At 66.4% G+C, this 16,792-nt stretch carries 17 protein-coding genes; 16 read left to right on the top strand and 1 reads right to left on the bottom strand.

Annotated features, from left to right (window positions below):
* Positions 1-30 precede the first annotated feature (30 nt).
* The 5 genes from J7I98_RS10800 to tuf all read left to right on the top strand — a co-directional run bounded on the left by J7I98_RS10800 (position 31) and on the right by tuf (position 8,695).
* The gene (locus J7I98_RS10800; RefSeq protein WP_214920416.1) at positions 31-3,930 is read left to right on the top strand and encodes a DNA-directed RNA polymerase subunit beta'; all 3,900 of its coding nucleotides are present in this window, start codon (positions 31-33) and stop codon (positions 3,928-3,930) included.
* A gap of 413 nt (positions 3,931-4,343) precedes the next feature.
* Complete coding sequence (rpsL, locus tag J7I98_RS10795) at positions 4,344-4,715, top strand: 30S ribosomal protein S12 (RefSeq protein WP_003948652.1); 372 nt, start codon at positions 4,344-4,346, stop codon at positions 4,713-4,715.
* A gap of 2 nt (positions 4,716-4,717) precedes the next feature.
* A complete protein-coding gene (gene rpsG, locus J7I98_RS10790; protein ID WP_028812383.1) occupies positions 4,718-5,188 on the top strand; it encodes a 30S ribosomal protein S7 in 471 nt (156 codons plus the stop codon).
* A 38-nt stretch (positions 5,189-5,226) separates the two neighbouring features.
* A complete protein-coding gene (gene fusA / locus J7I98_RS10785; RefSeq protein WP_214920415.1) occupies positions 5,227-7,356 on the top strand; it encodes an elongation factor G in 2,130 nt (709 codons plus the stop codon).
* Positions 7,357-7,501: 145 nt separating this feature from the next.
* Positions 7,502-8,695 (top strand): elongation factor Tu, encoded by a 1,194-nt coding sequence (gene tuf, locus J7I98_RS10780; protein WP_069927451.1) that lies wholly within the window; start codon positions 7,502-7,504, stop codon positions 8,693-8,695.
* Positions 8,696-8,809: 114 nt separating this feature from the next.
* On the opposite strand, the gene J7I98_RS10775 is transcribed toward tuf, so the two are convergent.
* On the bottom strand, positions 8,810-10,798 hold the full coding sequence (locus J7I98_RS10775) for a PIG-L family deacetylase (protein WP_308377727.1): 1,989 nt from the start codon (positions 10,796-10,798) through the stop codon (positions 8,810-8,812).
* 697 nt (positions 10,799-11,495) lie between these two features.
* Between J7I98_RS10775 and rpsJ the strand changes: the two genes are divergently transcribed.
* From rpsJ to rpsQ, 11 genes are read left to right on the top strand one after another with little or no spacing between them, the layout of a single operon-like run.
* Positions 11,496-11,804 (top strand): 30S ribosomal protein S10, encoded by a 309-nt coding sequence (gene rpsJ / locus J7I98_RS10770; RefSeq protein WP_003948644.1) that lies wholly within the window; start codon positions 11,496-11,498, stop codon positions 11,802-11,804.
* 11 nt (positions 11,805-11,815) lie between these two features.
* A complete protein-coding gene (gene rplC / locus J7I98_RS10765) occupies positions 11,816-12,460 on the top strand; it encodes a 50S ribosomal protein L3 (RefSeq protein ID WP_028812377.1) in 645 nt (214 codons plus the stop codon).
* Between the two features lie 7 nt (positions 12,461-12,467).
* Entirely contained in the window at positions 12,468-13,121 is a 654-nt protein-coding gene (gene rplD / locus J7I98_RS10760) for a 50S ribosomal protein L4 (RefSeq protein ID WP_214920413.1), read from the top strand.
* Entirely contained in the window at positions 13,121-13,444 is a 324-nt protein-coding gene (rplW, locus tag J7I98_RS10755) for a 50S ribosomal protein L23 (protein WP_214920412.1), read from the top strand. The genes rplD and rplW overlap by 1 nt, the downstream gene beginning before the upstream one ends.
* A 40-nt stretch (positions 13,445-13,484) precedes the next feature.
* Complete coding sequence (gene rplB, locus J7I98_RS10750) at positions 13,485-14,321, top strand: 50S ribosomal protein L2 (protein WP_214920411.1); 837 nt, start codon at positions 13,485-13,487, stop codon at positions 14,319-14,321.
* A gap of 12 nt (positions 14,322-14,333) precedes the next feature.
* On the top strand, positions 14,334-14,615 hold the full coding sequence (gene rpsS / locus J7I98_RS10745) for a 30S ribosomal protein S19 (RefSeq protein WP_138894198.1): 282 nt from the start codon (positions 14,334-14,336) through the stop codon (positions 14,613-14,615).
* 41 nt (positions 14,616-14,656) lie between these two features.
* The gene (gene rplV / locus J7I98_RS10740; RefSeq protein ID WP_069927445.1) at positions 14,657-15,004 is read left to right on the top strand and encodes a 50S ribosomal protein L22; all 348 of its coding nucleotides are present in this window, start codon (positions 14,657-14,659) and stop codon (positions 15,002-15,004) included.
* Complete coding sequence (gene rpsC, locus J7I98_RS10735; RefSeq protein WP_214920410.1) at positions 15,004-15,849, top strand: 30S ribosomal protein S3; 846 nt, start codon at positions 15,004-15,006, stop codon at positions 15,847-15,849. Before rplV ends, rpsC begins: the two co-directional genes overlap by 1 nt.
* A gap of 5 nt (positions 15,850-15,854) precedes the next feature.
* Entirely contained in the window at positions 15,855-16,274 is a 420-nt protein-coding gene (gene rplP, locus J7I98_RS10730; RefSeq protein ID WP_119286204.1) for a 50S ribosomal protein L16, read from the top strand.
* Positions 16,274-16,498: a 50S ribosomal protein L29 gene (rpmC, locus tag J7I98_RS10725; RefSeq protein WP_028812369.1), complete on the top strand. Its 225-nt coding sequence runs from the start codon at positions 16,274-16,276 to the stop codon at positions 16,496-16,498. Before rplP ends, rpmC begins: the two co-directional genes overlap by 1 nt.
* Positions 16,498-16,782, top strand: a complete 285-nt coding sequence (rpsQ, locus tag J7I98_RS10720; protein WP_214920409.1) for a 30S ribosomal protein S17 — start codon at positions 16,498-16,500, stop codon at positions 16,780-16,782. The genes rpmC and rpsQ overlap by 1 nt, the downstream gene beginning before the upstream one ends.
* Positions 16,783-16,792: the final 10 nt, after the last annotated feature.

Raw genomic sequence — 16,792 nt, 5'->3', positions numbered from 1 at the left:
ACTCGACCCCGAAAGAGGGATTGACGACAAGTGCTCGACGTCAACTTCTTCGACGAGCTGCGGATCGGCCTCGCCACCGCGGACGACATCCGGACCTGGTCGCACGGCGAAGTGAAGAAGCCGGAGACCATCAACTACCGCACGCTCAAGCCCGAAAAGGACGGACTCTTCTGCGAGAAGATCTTCGGTCCGACCAGGGACTGGGAGTGCTACTGCGGCAAGTACAAGCGTGTCCGCTTCAAGGGCATCATCTGCGAGCGCTGCGGCGTCGAGGTCACTCGCGCCAAGGTGCGTCGTGAGCGGATGGGCCACATTGAGCTGGCCGCGCCCGTCACTCACATCTGGTACTTCAAGGGCGTCCCCTCGCGCCTTGGATACCTGCTTGACCTCGCGCCGAAGGACCTCGAAAAGGTCATCTACTTCGCCGCGTACATGATCACCTTCGTGGACGAGGAGCGCCGGACGCGCGACCTGCCCTCGCTGGAGGCGCACGTCTCCGTCGAGCGTCAGCAGGTCGAGAACCGTCGCGACTCCGACCTCGAAGCCCGCGCCAAGAAGCTCGAGACCGACCTGGCCGAGCTCGAGGCCGAGGGCGCCAAGGCCGACGTACGCCGCAAGGTGCGCGAAGGCGCCGAGCGTGAGATGAAGCAGCTGCGCGACCGTGCGCAGCGCGAGATCGACCGTCTCGACGAGGTGTGGAACCGCTTCAAGAACCTCAAGGTCCAGGACCTCGAGGGCGACGAGCTGCTCTACCGCGAGCTGCGCGACCGCTTCGGTACGTACTTCGACGGCTCGATGGGTGCTGCTGCGTTGCAGAAGCGCCTGGAGTCCTTCGATCTCAACGAAGAGGCCGAGAAGCTTCGCGAGATCATCCGTACCGGCAAGGGCCAGAAGAAGACCCGTGCGCTCAAGCGCCTCAAGGTCGTCTCCGCGTTCCTGCAGACCAGCAACAGCCCCAAGGGCATGGTGCTCGACTGCGTGCCGGTCATCCCGCCGGACCTGCGTCCGATGGTGCAGCTGGACGGTGGCCGCTTCGCGACCTCCGACCTGAACGACCTGTACCGCCGCGTGATCAACCGCAACAACCGCCTCAAGCGTCTCCTTGACCTCGGTGCCCCCGAGATCATCGTGAACAACGAGAAGCGGATGCTGCAGGAGGCCGTCGACGCGCTGTTCGACAACGGCCGCCGCGGTCGCCCGGTCACCGGTCCCGGTAACCGCCCGCTGAAGTCCCTGAGCGACATGCTCAAGGGCAAGCAGGGCCGCTTCCGTCAGAACCTTCTCGGTAAGCGTGTGGACTACTCCGCACGTTCCGTGATCGTCGTCGGCCCGCAGCTGAAGCTGCACCAGTGCGGTCTGCCCAAGGCCATGGCGCTGGAGCTCTTCAAGCCGTTCGTGATGAAGCGCCTGGTGGATCTGAACCACGCGCAGAACATCAAGTCGGCGAAGCGCATGGTCGAGCGCGGCCGCACGGTCGTGTACGACGTCCTGGAAGAGGTCATCGCCGAGCACCCGGTTCTGCTGAACCGTGCGCCGACGCTGCACCGCCTCGGCATCCAGGCCTTCGAGCCGCAGCTGGTCGAGGGCAAGGCCATCCAGATCCACCCGCTCGTCTGTACCGCGTTCAACGCGGACTTCGACGGTGACCAGATGGCCGTGCACCTGCCGCTCTCCGCGGAGGCGCAGGCCGAGGCCCGCATCCTGATGCTGTCCTCGAACAACATCCTGAAGCCGGCAGACGGTCGTCCCGTCACCATGCCGACCCAGGACATGGTGCTGGGCCTGTTCTTCCTCACGACCGACGAGGAAGAGCGCAAGGTCATCGGTGAGGGCCGTAGCTTCGGCTCGACCGCCGAGGCGACCATGGCGTTCGACAACCGTGAGCTCTCGCTCCAGGCGAAGGTCGACATCCGCTTCCCGGTGGGCACCATCCCGCCGCGTGGCTGGGTGCCGCCGGTTGCTGAGGAGGGTGAGCAGGAGTTCCAGCAGGGCGACAGCTTCCGTCTGCGTACGACCCTGGGCCGCGCGCTCTTCAACGAGCTGCTGCCCGAGGACTACCCGTTCGTCGACTACTCGGTGGGCAAGAAGCAGCTCTCCGAGATCGTCAACGACCTGGCGGAGCGCTACCCCAAGGTCATCGTGGCGGCGACGCTCGACAACCTGAAGGCGGCCGGCTTCCACTGGGCGACCCGTTCGGGCGTCACCGTGGCCATCTCCGACGTCGTCGTGCCCGAGGCCAAGAAGGCCATCGTCAAGGGCTACGAGGCGCAGGACGAGAAGGTCCAGAAGCAGTACGAGCGCGGTCTCATCACCAAGGAAGAGCGCACTCAGGAGCTCATCGCGATCTGGACCAAGGCGACCAATGAGGTTGCCGAGGCGATGAACGCGAACTTCCCCAAGACGAACCCCATCTTCATGATGGTTGACTCGGGTGCCCGAGGAAACATGATGCAGATGCGTCAGATCGCCGGTATGCGTGGTCTGGTGTCGAACGCCAAGAACGAGACGATTCCTCGCCCGATTAAGGCGTCGTTCCGTGAGGGTCTGTCCGTGCTGGAGTACTTCATCTCCACCCACGGTGCCCGTAAGGGTCTGGCCGACACCGCCCTGCGTACCGCCGACTCGGGTTACCTGACCCGTCGTCTGGTGGACGTCTCGCAGGACGTGATCATCCGCGAGGAGGACTGTGGCACCGACCGCGGCCTCAAGCTGAAGATCGCGGAGAAGGGCGCCGACGGCATCCTCCGCAAGACGGACGATGTCGAGACCAGCGTGTACGCACGCATGCTCGCCGAGGACGTCGTCATCGACGGCAAGGTCATCGCGCCGGCCAATGTCGACCTCGGTGACGTGCTCATCGACCAGCTGGTCATGCACGGTGTCGAGGAGGTCAAGACCCGCTCGGTCCTGACCTGTGAGTCCGCGGTCGGCACCTGTGCCTTCTGCTACGGACGCTCGCTCGCCACCGGCAAGCTGGTCGACATCGGTGAGGCGGTCGGCATCATCGCCGCCCAGTCCATCGGTGAGCCCGGTACCCAGCTGACGATGCGTACCTTCCACACCGGTGGTGTGGCCGGTGACGACATCACCCAGGGTCTGCCCCGTGTCGTCGAGCTCTTCGAGGCTCGTACGCCCAAGGGCGTCGCCCCGATCTCGGAGGCGGCAGGCCGCATCCGTATCGAGGAGACCGAGAAGACCAAGAAGCTCGTCGTCACCCCCGACGACGGCAGCGACGAGACGGCGTTCCCGATCTCGAAGCGTGCCCGTCTGCTGGTGGGCGAGGGCGACCACGTCGAGGTGGGCCAGAAGCTCACCGTGGGTGCAACCAACCCGCACGACGTGCTGCGAATCCTTGGTCAGCGCGCGGTCCAGGTCCACCTGGTCGGCGAAGTCCAGAAGGTCTACAACAGCCAGGGCGTGTCGATCCACGACAAGCACATCGAGATCATCATCCGGCAGATGCTCCGCCGCGTGACGATCATCGAGTCGGGCGACGCCGAGCTGCTTCCGGGCGAGCTCGTCGAGCGCGGCCGCTTCGAGGGCGAGAACCGTCGTGTGGTCACGGAAGGCGGCCACCCGGCCTCCGGCCGTCCGCAGCTGATGGGTATCACCAAGGCCTCGCTGGCGACCGAGTCGTGGCTGTCGGCGGCGTCCTTCCAGGAGACGACCAGGGTTCTGACGGACGCGGCGATCAACGCCAAGTCCGACTCCCTGATCGGCCTCAAGGAGAACGTCATCATCGGTAAGCTCATCCCGGCCGGTACGGGCCTCGCCCGCTACCGCAACATCCGGGTCGAGCCGACCGAGGAAGCCAAGGCCGCGATGTACTCGGCCGTCGGCTACGACGACATCGACTACTCGCCGTTCGGTACCGGCTCCGGCCAGGCCGTCCCGCTGGAGGACTACGACTACGGTCCGTACAACCAGTAGGCGAAACGCCTGACAGGGCGGTCATCCCGAAAGGGGTGGCCGCCCTTCGGCGTTACGGGCCCGTGCGGACCCCCGGAGGGGCCATGCGGCGTTTGCCGGGCCGGCATCCGTCTCAGTGGCCGGAATGGCGTTGCGGGGGCCGCTGGATCCCTTCAGGAAGTCCGGCGTGTTGGGGTGCACGGCATTTGTTTTGACCGAAGTCCATGAGGTAGGTACGCTCAGACCTTGTGCCTGGGGTGTGCCTGGGCTCCCGTGCGTGCCTATGTCCGCGCGGAGAGCCAGGACAAACACACCGCAATCTGTCTCTTCTCCGTTTCGACGGGGGCTTGCAGTGTTCGACACACCCGACCGCGTGGGTCGGAGGTGTTCCAGGTTAGTTTCACAGTGATCGGCACACAGAAACCGGAGAAGTAGTGCCTACGATCCAGCAGCTGGTCCGTAAGGGCCGGCAGGACAAGGTCGAGAAGAACAAGACGCCCGCACTTGAGGGTTCCCCTCAGCGTCGCGGCGTCTGCACGCGTGTGTTCACGACCACCCCGAAGAAGCCGAACTCGGCCCTGCGTAAGGTCGCGCGTGTGCGTCTGACCAGCGGGATCGAAGTCACCGCTTACATCCCGGGTGAGGGACACAACCTGCAGGAGCACTCGATCGTGCTCGTGCGTGGTGGCCGTGTGAAGGACCTGCCGGGTGTTCGCTACAAGATCATCCGCGGCTCGCTCGACACCCAGGGTGTCAAGAACCGTAAGCAGGCCCGCAGCCGCTACGGCGCCAAGAAGGAGAAGTAAGAATGCCTCGTAAGGGCCCCGCCCCGAAGCGCCCGGTCATCATTGACCCGGTCTACAGCTCTCCTCTTGTGACGTCGTTGATCAACAAGATCCTTCTCGACGGCAAGCGTTCCACCGCCGAGCGGATCGTGTACGGCGCCATGGAAGGCCTCCGCGAGAAGACCGGCAACGACCCGGTCATCACGCTGAAGCGCGCGCTTGAGAACGTCAAGCCCTCGCTCGAGGTCAAGTCCCGCCGTGTCGGTGGCGCCACCTACCAGGTGCCGATCGAGGTCAAGCCCGGTCGTGCGGCCACCCTCGCGCTGCGCTGGGTCGTGGGTTACTCCCGCGCCCGCCGCGAGAAGACCATGACCGAGCGCCTCATGAACGAGCTGCTCGACGCCTCGAACGGTCTTGGCGCTGCCGTCAAGAAGCGTGAGGACACCCACAAGATGGCCGAGTCCAACAAGGCCTTCGCGCACTACCGCTGGTAGTCGTTACCCACTTCGAGACCGAGAGAAGATTGAGCCTTATGGCCACCACTTCGCTTGACCTGGCCAAGGTCCGCAACATCGGGATCATGGCCCACATCGACGCGGGCAAGACGACCACCACCGAGCGGATCCTCTTCTACACCGGTGTGTCTTACAAGATCGGTGAAGTCCACGACGGCGCTGCCACGATGGACTGGATGGAGCAGGAGCAGGAGCGCGGCATCACGATCACGTCTGCCGCGACGACCTGCCACTGGCCGCTCAACGATGTTGATCACACGATCAACATCATCGACACCCCGGGTCACGTCGACTTCACCGTCGAGGTGGAGCGTTCGCTCCGCGTCCTCGACGGCGCCGTCACCGTGTTCGACGGTGTGGCGGGCGTCGAGCCGCAGTCCGAGACTGTCTGGCGTCAGGCGGACCGCTACGGCGTGCCGCGTATCTGCTTCGTCAACAAGCTCGACCGCACCGGCGCCGAGTTCCACCGCTGCGTCGACATGATCGTCGACCGCCTCGGTGCGGTTCCGCTGGTCATGCAGCTCCCGATTGGCGCCGAGGCCGACTTCCAGGGTGTTGTCGACCTCGTGACGATGAAGGCCTTCGTCTGGTCCGCCGAGGCGGCCAAGGGCGAGGCGTACGACATCGTCGACATCCCGGCGACGCACGTCGAGGCTGCCGACGAGTGGCGCGGCAAGCTCCTCGAGGCTGTTTCCGAGCACGACGACGAGATGATGGAGCTGTACCTCGACGGCCAGGAGCCGACCGAGGACCAGCTGTACGCCGCCATCCGTCGTATCACTCTGGCCTCCAAGGGCAGCGCCGACTCCGTCACCGTCTCCCCGGTGTTCTGCGGTACCGCGTTCAAGAACAAGGGCGTCCAGCCCCTGCTCGACGCCGTTGTTCGCTACCTGCCGTCTCCCCTGGACGTCGAGGCCATTGAGGGCCACGACGTCAAGGACCCGGAGACGGTCGTCAAGCGTCAGCCGTCGGACGAGGAGCCGTTCTCCGGCCTTGCCTTCAAGATCGCGAGCGACCCGCACCTGGGCAAGCTCACCTTCGTCCGGATCTACTCCGGTCGCCTCGAGGCCGGCACCGCGGTGCTGAACTCGGTCAAGGGCAAGAAGGAGCGCATCGGCAAGATCTACCGCATGCACGCGAACAAGCGTGAGGAGATCCCCTCGGTGGGTGCCGGTGACATCGTCGCCGTCATGGGTCTGAAGCAGACCACCACCGGTGAGACGCTGTGCGACGAGAAGAACCCGGTGATCCTGGAGTCCATGGACTTCCCGGCGCCGGTCATTCAGGTCGCGATCGAGCCCAAGTCCAAGGGTGACCAGGAGCGGCTGGGTGTTGCCATCCAGCGGCTCGCGGAGGAGGACCCCTCCTTCCAGGTGCACTCGGACGAGGAGACCGGCCAGACCATCATCGGTGGTATGGGCGAGCTTCACCTCGAGGTGCTGGTCGACCGCATGAAGCGCGAGTTCCGCGTCGAGGCGAACGTCGGCAAGCCCCAGGTCGCGTACCGCGAGACGATCCGCAAGACCGTCGAGCGTATCGACTACACGCACAAGAAGCAGACTGGTGGTACTGGCCAGTTCGCGAAGGTGCAGATCGCCCTTGAGCCCATCGAGGGTGGCGACGCCTCGTACGAGTTCGTCAACAAGGTCACCGGTGGCCGCATCCCCCGGGAGTACATCCCGTCGGTGGACGCGGGCGCGCAGGAAGCCATGCAGTTCGGCATCCTGGCCGGTTACGAGATGGTCGGCGTTCGCGTCACCCTTCTCGACGGTGGTTACCACGAGGTCGACTCCTCCGAGCTCGCCTTCAAGATCGCCGGTTCGCAGGCGTTCAAGGAGGGTGCCCGCAAGGCCTCTCCCGTGCTCCTCGAGCCGATGATGGCCGTCGAGGTCACCACGCCCGAGGACTACATGGGCGATGTCATCGGCGACCTCAACTCCCGCCGTGGCCAGATTCAGGCCATGGAGGAGCGCAGCGGCGCTCGCGTCGTGAAGGGCCTCGTGCCCCTCTCGGAGATGTTCGGCTACGTCGGAGACCTCCGCAGCAAGACCTCGGGTCGCGCAAGCTACTCGATGCAGTTCGACTCCTACGCCGAGGTTCCGCGGAACGTCGCCGAGGAGATCATCGCGAAGGCCAAGGGCGAGTAACTCCCCCGAGTTGACGCTTTAGGCTTGACCCGACCGCCGGGGTTTTCCCCGCGACCCCGTGTGGAAAACCCGGCGGTTGGCATCCCAGCAAAGATCACCTGGCGCCGATGAAGCAAGGCGTACAGAACCACTCCAGGAGGACCCAGTGGCGAAGGCGAAGTTCGAGCGGACTAAGCCGCACGTCAACATCGGCACCATCGGTCACATTGACCACGGTAAGACGACGCTGACCGCGGCGATTACCAAGGTGCTGCACGACGCGTACCCCGACCTGAACGAGGCCTCGGCCTTCGACCAGATCGACAAGGCTCCTGAGGAGCGTCAGCGCGGTATCACGATCTCGATCGCGCACGTCGAGTACCAGACGGAGTCGCGTCACTACGCGCACGTCGACTGCCCCGGTCACGCGGACTACATCAAGAACATGATCACGGGTGCGGCGCAGATGGACGGCGCCATCCTCGTGGTTGCCGCCACCGACGGCCCGATGCCGCAGACCAAGGAGCACGTGCTCCTGGCCCGCCAGGTCGGCGTGCCGTACATCGTTGTCGCCCTGAACAAGGCCGACATGGTGGACGACGAGGAGATCCTGGAGCTCGTCGAGCTCGAGGTCCGTGAGCTCCTCTCCGAGTACGAGTTCCCGGGCGACGACCTCCCGGTCGTCAAGGTCTCGGCGCTCAAGGCGCTCGAGGGCGACAAGGAGTGGGGCCAGACTGTCCTCGACCTGATGAAGGCCGTCGACGAGTCGATCCCGCAGCCCGAGCGCGACGTCGACAAGCCGTTCCTGATGCCGATCGAGGACGTCTTCACGATCACCGGTCGTGGCACGGTCGTCACCGGTCGTATCGAGCGTGGTGTTCTCAAGGTCAACGAGACCGTCGACATCGTCGGTATCAAGGAAGAGAAGACCACCACCACGGTCACCGGCATCGAGATGTTCCGCAAGCTGCTCGACGAGGGCCAGGCGGGCGAGAACGTCGGTCTGCTCCTCCGTGGCATCAAGCGCGAGGACGTCGAGCGCGGCCAGGTCATCATCAAGCCCGGTTCGGTTACGCCGCACACCGAGTTTGAGGCCCAGGCCTACATCCTGTCGAAGGACGAGGGTGGCCGTCACACCCCCTTCTTCAACAACTACCGCCCGCAGTTCTACTTCCGTACCACGGACGTGACCGGCGTCGTTACCCTCCCCGAGGGCACCGAGATGGTCATGCCGGGCGACAACACCATCATGACGGTCGCGCTGATTCAGCCGGTCGCCATGGAGGAGGGCCTGAAGTTCGCCATCCGTGAGGGTGGCCGGACCGTGGGCGCCGGCCAGGTCACCAAGATCACCAAGTAATTTGGTGGCTTGACCTGGTTGCTCCAGCAGAGCACCAAGAAGGGCCCCGGCCCCGCCGTTCGCGGCGGAGCCGGGGCCCTTCTGTTGTTGCCGGTAGTGGTTGCGGCTACGCGGCTACGGCTTCCAGAGCCACGGCGTGGCGTCCGGACCGAGGCCCACCACTGCCGGGCCCTCGGGGCCGAGGTGCAGCGTGGGGACCTCAAGGGATGCCGGCGCTCCCTTACGGCGTATCAGGCGGCCGTCCGTCAGGAGCTGGACGTGGCCCTTGCGGTCGCGGCCCACCAGGACCGGGCCCTTCGGGGCCGTTACGGCGCCCACCGCCCCGTAACCGTTGAAGCGCAGCCGTACCGGGCTCGCGCCGCCCACCCGTGCCGTCGTCAGCCGCGCGGTCGCGGGGCCCCGGTACACGAGGTCGATGCCGCCGTCCGGCGCCGCGAGGGCCGTGGGGGAGTCGCCCGGCGCGGGCAGGCCGGTCGCCGGGCGCGGTCCCACCGGCTTGCCGGGTGCGTCCTGCGTCCAGTGGTGGACGCTGTCGTGGCCCGCGGCGAAGACGTGGACGCGGCCGTGGCCGTCCACCGCGGTGGCCAGGCCGTCCTGTATCTCGCCGCCGCCCAGATCGCGCCAGCCGGCCCAGCGCCCCGCTGTGTCCCTGACCCGCGTGCTGATGCCCTTGTCCGCGTTGCGTACGAACAGATGGACCCGGCCGTCAGGAGCCGCCACGGCGACGGGCGAGCCGATGCGGCGCCCGCGGTCCGGGCGCTTCTCCGGGTTGCCGAGGCCGGTCCAGGCGCTGAACTCCCCGTCAGGCGTGCGCTGTTCGAGCAGTACGATCTCGCGCGCGTTGGCCGCGCCATGACCGCCGAGCGCGGCGAAACGCAGCCCGAATATGAGCTGCCTCCCGTCCCCCAGAGTCGCCGAGCCGAGCGCCGGCGCGAGCGGCCCGCCGCCCAGGTCGTCCGGTGCGCCCCACACACCGCTGCCGCGCGCCGTCTCGCGCCAGCGTGCGACCCGCAGGCCCAGCACGCCGTACGCCGTCAGACGCCCGTCGGCCCCGGTGGCGACGACCGGGCGCGCGCCGGGGTAGCGGTAGTGGGTGGAGCGGACCCAGCCCTTCCGGTTGGTGAGCGGGCGGTCGCCGCCGACGTTGTAGTCGCCGCAGCCCGCCGCGTTCCCGCACTCCCAGTCGGGTGCGCCGCCGTACGGGACGAGGTGAGAGGCCTTCTCCCTGAGCACGTCCTGCGGCAGATTCTTGGGCCAGTGGCGGTTGTAGTAGCCGCGGTACGACGTGGCGACGAAGCCGGGCACGTCACCGCGGTTCTCGGTGGCCTCGGCGACCCGGCGGATCATCGCAGCCCAGGCGAAACAGCCGACGGCCGTGTGGTCGGCGTGGTCGGAGTAACCGGGCTGCTCGCTGTCGCGGCGCCGGGTGGCCTCGTCGCTGTGCTGGATGTCCGGGTCGGGATCGAGGGTCTGCACGACGGTGGGCCGGTACTCGGCCATCAGCCCCGCGAGTACGTCGACGAGCCCGTCGTACGTGTACGAACCGGCCTTCTGCAGCGGCGAGTTGTCGGCCACGACGGTACGCAGCGACAGCCCCCTCGCCTCCCACAGGCTGGGCAGTCCCATCCGCCCCCACGAGGTGTGCATGGCCAGATTGAGGAAGATCAGCTCGACCCGCCGGTCACCGTGGGCGAGCGTGTTCAGCTCGGCCCTGCGGTCCCCGCGCAGCGTGGTGACGGACTTGTCCCACTCGGTGAACCGGGGCAGTCCGAGGAGAGTGGCGTACGCCTGGCGCAGTCCCTGATGGCGGGCGGAGGAGTACGCCGTCCTGTCGGCGGCCTGGGGCCCCGCGCCGGGGATCCGGTTGACGCCGTTGGCCTCGCCCGCGGTGACGTACACACAGACCAGCGGGACGCCGGCGTCCAGCGTGCGCTGGGTGTCCGGGTTCATGAAGTACAGGTCGTCGTCCGGGTGGGCGAGTATCTGCATCAGCAGCGCGTGCCGGGGCTCGGACATCTGCTTGCCAGGCAGCGGGTCGGGCGCGGGGCCCTTGCGGCGCGGGGCGGGGACCGAGCAGGAGCTCACGGCGAGGCCGGCCGTCACGGCGGCGGCGGAGGCGACGAGGGTGCGCCTGGTGGGCCCGGACGCGGTGGCGCCCTGAGGGCAGGCAGGGGCAGGCCCTTGTTCGGCGGTACTGGTCACGCGTGCTGCTCCCCGTCCACTTCCCCCGCAGCGGGCGGTGCTTCGCGCTGCGCTCTGTGAAGGTGGACGGGGATTCGGTGCCCGGGGTTGCCTCTACGCAGCGTGGCGGCTGCATTCAGCCCTGGTCATAGCACTCGTACGAAGATCCGCGGGGGTGCGGTGTCCGGCGGATCGCGGGCCTGGGGCCCAACCCGGGTTTGACCTGCGACACCTACCGGGTAATCTCTTCCGCCCGATTGGCGCGAGCTATGCCCCGTATGGCAGACTGTCGGGGTTGCTCGGTTGAGTGCCGATGCTGCGCGCCTCCCGCCGGGAGGACCGGAAGCGAGTCCCACAGTACTCGTCGCCCCAACTGCCTTCTGGGCAGCGCTGGAGCGGACGTACGGGAATCTTCCGGGAAGTGTCAGCGGGGCGCCGACCAGGCACCCGGTGGGTGTTCTGCCCCCGACTTGCGGTTTTGGCCCGCACCCCCTTGGTTGGGAAATCCTTAGGGATTTCTACGTAGAGGGGATGCGACACGCCCGACCGCGTGGGTCGGAGCAGGACGCGAACGTACCGGGTCCCAGAGCGTTACGAGAGACAGGACTACTAGGTAGCCATGGCGGGACAGAAGATCCGCATCCGGCTCAAGGCCTACGACCACGAGGTCATCGACTCTTCGGCGAAGAAGATCGTCGAGACGGTGACTCGCACTGGTGCGTCGGTCGCAGGCCCGGTGCCGCTGCCCACAGAGAAGAACGTGTACTGCGTCATCAAGTCGCCGCACAAGTACAAGGATTCTCGCGAGCACTTCGAGATGCGCACGCACAAGCGCCTCATCGACATCCTCGACCCCACGCCCAAGACCGTTGACTCGCTGATGCGCCTGGACCTTCCGGCCGGCGTTGACATCGAGATCAAGCTCTGAGGGGCGCGGAGATGGCTAAGCAGATTAAGGGAATCCTGGGCGAGAAGCTCGGCATGACCCAGGTCTGGGACGAGAACAACCGGGTTGTCCCGGTGACCGTCGTCAAGGCCGGGCCGAATGTCGTGACCCAGGTCCGCACGAATGACTCCGACGGCTACGAGTCGGTCCAGATCGCCTTCGGCGAGATCGACCCTCGCAAGGTGAACAAGCCCCTCAAGGGTCACTTCGCCAAGGCCGACGTGACCCCGCGCCGCCACCTGGTGGAGCTCCGTACCTCCGACGCCAGCGAGTACACGCTCGGCCAGGAGATCACTGCCGAGGTGTTCGAGTCCGGCGTCAAGGTTGACGTCACGGGCAAGAGCAAGGGCAAGGGCTTCGCCGGTGTCATGAAGCGTCACAACTTCGCCGGTGGCAAGGCTTCCCACGGTGCCCACCGCGTGCACCGCAAGCCCGGTTCCATCGGTGGCTGTGCCACCCCCGGCCGTGTTTTCAAGGGCATGCGCATGGCGGGTCGTATGGGCAACGAGCGGGTCACCACCCAGAACCTGACCGTCCACGCCGTTGACGCCGAGAAGGGTCTGCTGCTCATCAAGGGCGCCGTCCCCGGCCCCAACGGTGGCCTCGTCCTGGTCCGTACCGCGGCCAAGGGGGTTTGAGGAACCGATGAGCACCATTGACATCCTTACGCCGGCAGGCGACAAGGCCGGTACCGTCGAGCTCCCCGCGGAGATCTTCGATGCCAAGGTCAGCATTCCGCTGATCCACCAGGTCGTTGTCGCACAGCTGGCTGCTGCCCGTCAGGGCACGCACAAGACCAAGCGTCGCGGCGAAGTCCGTGGTGGCGGCAAGAAGCCGTACCGCCAGAAGGGCACCGGCCGCGCCCGTCAGGGTTCGACCCGCGCCCCGCAGTTCGCCGGCGGTGGCGTCGTCCACGGCCCGCAGCCGCGTGACTACTCGCAGCGCACGCCCAAGAAGATGAAGGCCGCCGCTCTGCGTGGCGCCCTCACCGACCGGGCCCGCAACGCTCGCATCCACGTCGTCTCCGACGTGGTCGAGGGTGCGGTTTCCACCAAGGCCGCGAAGAACCTGCTGGGCAAGGTCAGCGAGCGCAAGCACGTGCTCCTGGTCGCCGAGCGTTCGGACGAGGCCGCGTGGCTGTCCGCCCGCAACCTGCCCCAGGTGCACCTCCTGGAGCCGGGCCAGCTGAACACGTACGACGTGCTCGTCTCCGACGACGTGGTCTTCACCAAGGCCGCTTTCGAGTCTTTCGTGTCTGGCCCCACCAAGGCCGATGAGACCGAAGGGAGCGACGTCTGATGACTGAGGCGACCGTAACCAGCAAGACCTTCACGGACCCGCGTGACGTCCTCGTCAAGCCGGTTGTTTCCGAGAAGAGCTACGCGCTGCTCGACGAGAACAAGTACACGTTCATCGTCGCGCCCGGCTCCAACAAGACCCAGATCAAGCAGGCCGTCCAGGCGGTCTTCGGGGTCAAGGTCACCGGGGTCAACACGATCAACCGGCAGGGCAAGCGCAAGCGCACCAAGACCGGCTTCGGCAAGCGCGCTGACACCAAGCGCGCCATCGTGACCCTCGCCGAGGGCGACCGTATCGACATCTTCGGCGGTCCGACCGCCTAAGGGCGGTCTGGATCGTCCGGAATCGGACGAGGACTGAGAAATGGGAATCCGCAAGTACAAGCCGACGACGCCGGGCCGCCGTGGCTCCTCCGTCGCCGACTTTGTCGAGATCACGCGGTCCACGCCGGAGAAGTCGCTGGTCCGCCCCCTGCACAGCAAGGGCGGCCGTAACAACGCCGGTCGGATCACCGTTCGCCACCAGGGTGGCGGACACAAGCGCGCCTACCGAGTGATCGACTTCCGTCGTCACGACAAGGACGGCGTGCCGGCCAAGGTCGCGCACATCGAGTACGACCCCAACCGCACCGCGCGCATCGCGCTGCTGCACTACGCAGACGGCGAGAAGCGCTACATCATCGCGCCGCGTGGCCTCACGCAGGGTGACCGGATTGAGAACGGCCCCGCGGCCGACATCAAGCCCGGCAACAACCTGGCGCTGCGCAACATCCCGGTGGGTACGACCATCCACGCCATCGAGCTGCGGCCCGGCGGCGGCGCGAAGTTCGCCCGTTCCGCGGGTGCCTCCGTGCAGCTGCTGGCGAAGGAGGGCACGATGGCCCACCTTCGTATGCCGTCCGGTGAAATTCGCCTGGTCGACGCCCGCTGCCGCGCCACGATTGGCGAGGTCGGCAACGCCGAGCAGTCGAACATCAACTGGGGCAAGGCCGGCCGTATGCGCTGGAAGGGCGTACGCCCGACCGTTCGCGGTGTCGCGATGAACCCCGTTGACCACCCGCACGGTGGTGGTGAGGGCAAGACTTCCGGTGGTCGTCACCCGGTCAGCCCGTGGGGTCAGAAGGAAGGTCGTACTCGCTCGCCGAAGAAGGCATCGAGCAAGTACATCGTCCGCCGCCGCAAGTCGAACAAGAAGCGCTAGGAGCGGGTTTAGATGCCGCGCAGTCTCAAGAAGGGGCCCTTCGTCGACGGACACCTCGTAAAGAAGGTGGACGTACAGAACGAAGCTGGCACCAAGAACGTCATCAAGACCTGGTCCCGGCGCTCGATGATCATTCCCAGCATGCTGGGTCACACCATCGCGGTGCACAACGGCAAGATTCACGTCCCGGTGTTCGTCACCGAGTCGATGGTCGGCCACAAGCTCGGCGAGTTTGCGCCGACCCGCACCTTCCGCGGCCACGTCAAGGACGACCGCAAGTCGAAGCGCCGCTAAGGCGGGGTGCGATGACTATGAACGACACCGAAGGGACAACCATGGAAGCCAGGGCCCAGGCGCGGTACATCCGCGTCACGCCCATGAAGGCCCGCCGCGTGGTGGACCTTATCCGTGGCATGGATGCCACGGAGGCTCAGGCGGTCCTGCGTTTCGCCGCGCAGGCCGCGAGCGTGCCGGTCGGCAAGGTGCTTGACAGTGCCATTGCCAACGCTGCGCACAACTACGACCACACGGACGCCTCCTCGCTGGTCATCAGCGAGGCGTACGTCGACGAGGGCCCGACCCTGAAGCGGTTCCGTCCGCGTGCCCAGGGCCGTGCCTACCGGATCCGCAAGCGGACCAGCCACATCACCGTGGTCGTCAGCAGCAAGGAAGGTTCCCGGTAATGGGCCAGAAGGTAAACCCGCACGGGTTCCGGCTCGGCATCACCACGGACTTCAAGTCCCGCTGGTACGCCGACAAGCTGTACAAGGACTACGTCAAGGAAGACGTCGCCATCCGCAGGATGATGACGTCCGGCATGGAGCGCGCCGGCATCTCGAAGGTTGAGATCGAGCGCACCCGTGACCGCGTGCGTGTGGACATCCACACCGCTCGTCCGGGCATCGTCATCGGCCGCCGTGGCGCCGAGGCCGACCGCATCCGCGGCGACCTCGAGAAGCTCACGGGCAAGCAGGTCCAGCTGAACATCCTCGAGGTCAAGAACCCCGAGATGGACGCTCAGCTGGTTGCCCAGGCCGTTGCCGAGCAGCTCTCCTCCCGCGTCTCCTTCCGTCGCGCCATGCGTAAGAGCATGCAGGGCACGATGAAGGCCGGCGCCAAGGGCATCAAGATCCAGTGTGGTGGCCGTCTCGGCGGCGCCGAGATGTCCCGGTCCGAGTTCTACCGCGAGGGTCGTGTGCCGCTGCACACGCTGCGCGCGAACGTGGACTACGGCTTCTTCGAGGCCAAGACCACCTTCGGCCGTATCGGCGTGAAGGTCTGGATCTACAAGGGCGACGTCAAGAACATCGCCGAGGTTCGCGCCGAGAACGCTGCGGCCCGTGCGGGTAACCGCCCGGCCCGTGGTGGCGGCGCGGGCGACCGTCCGGCCGGTGGCCGTGGTGGTCGTGGTGGCGAGCGTGGCGGCCGCGGCCGCAAGCCGCAGCAGTCCGCGCCGGCAGCGGAGGCCCCCAAGGCCGACGCTCCCGCCGCCGCTGCTCCGGCTGAGAGCACCGGAACGGAGGCCTGACCGAAATGCTGATCCCTCGTAGGGTCAAGCACCGCAAGCAGCACCACCCCAAGCGCAGTGGTATGGCGAAGGGTGGCACTGAGGTCGCATTCGGCGAGTACGGCATCCAGGCGCTGACCCCGGCGTACGTGACGAACCGCCAGATCGAGGCTGCTCGTATCGCGATGACCCGCCACATCAAGCGTGGCGGCAAGGTCTGGATCAACATCTACCCGGACCGTCCGCTCACCAAGAAGCCTGCCGAGACCCGCATGGGTTCCGGTAAGGGTTCCCCCGAGTGGTGGATCGCGAACGTCAAGCCCGGTCGGGTGATGTTCGAGCTGTCCTACCCGAACGAGAAGATTGCTCGTGAGGCGCTCACCCGCGCTGCTCACAAGCTTCCGATGAAGTGCCGGATTGTTCGGCGCGAGGCAGGTGAGTCGTGATGGCGGCCGGTACCAAGGCGACCGAGCTGCGCGAGCTGAACGACGAGGATCTCGTCGCCAAGCTCCGTGAGGCCAAGGAAGAACTGTTCAATCTCCGCTTCCAGGCGGCGACCGGACAGCTCGAGAACCACGGCCGGCTCAAGTCCGTCCGTAAGGACATCGCCCGGATCTACACCCTGATGCGTGAGCGCGAGCTGGGCATCGAGACGGTGGAGAGCGCCTGATGAGCGAGAAGAACGTGACTGAGACGAACACTGACCGCGGATTCCGCAAGACCCGTGAGGGTCTGGTCGTCAGCGACAAGATGGACAAGACCGTCGTCGTCGCTGTCGAGGACCGCGTCAAGCACGCGCTGTACGGCAAGGTCATCCGCCGTACGAACAAGCTCAAGGCGCACGACGAGCAGAACGCTGCCGGCGTCGGCGACCGCGTCCTCATCATGGAGACGCGTCCGCTGTCGGCAAGCAAGCGCTGGCGCATCGTCGAGATCCTCGAGAAGGCCAAGTAATCCCTGAGGG

The organism is Streptomyces sp. ISL-98, from assembly GCF_018614055.1.
In the GTDB taxonomy this organism is placed as follows: domain Bacteria; phylum Actinomycetota; class Actinomycetes; order Streptomycetales; family Streptomycetaceae; genus Streptomyces; species Streptomyces spiramyceticus.
Note: the sequence above shows the minus strand (reverse complement) of the source record. Positions and strands in the feature narration are given on the sequence as shown.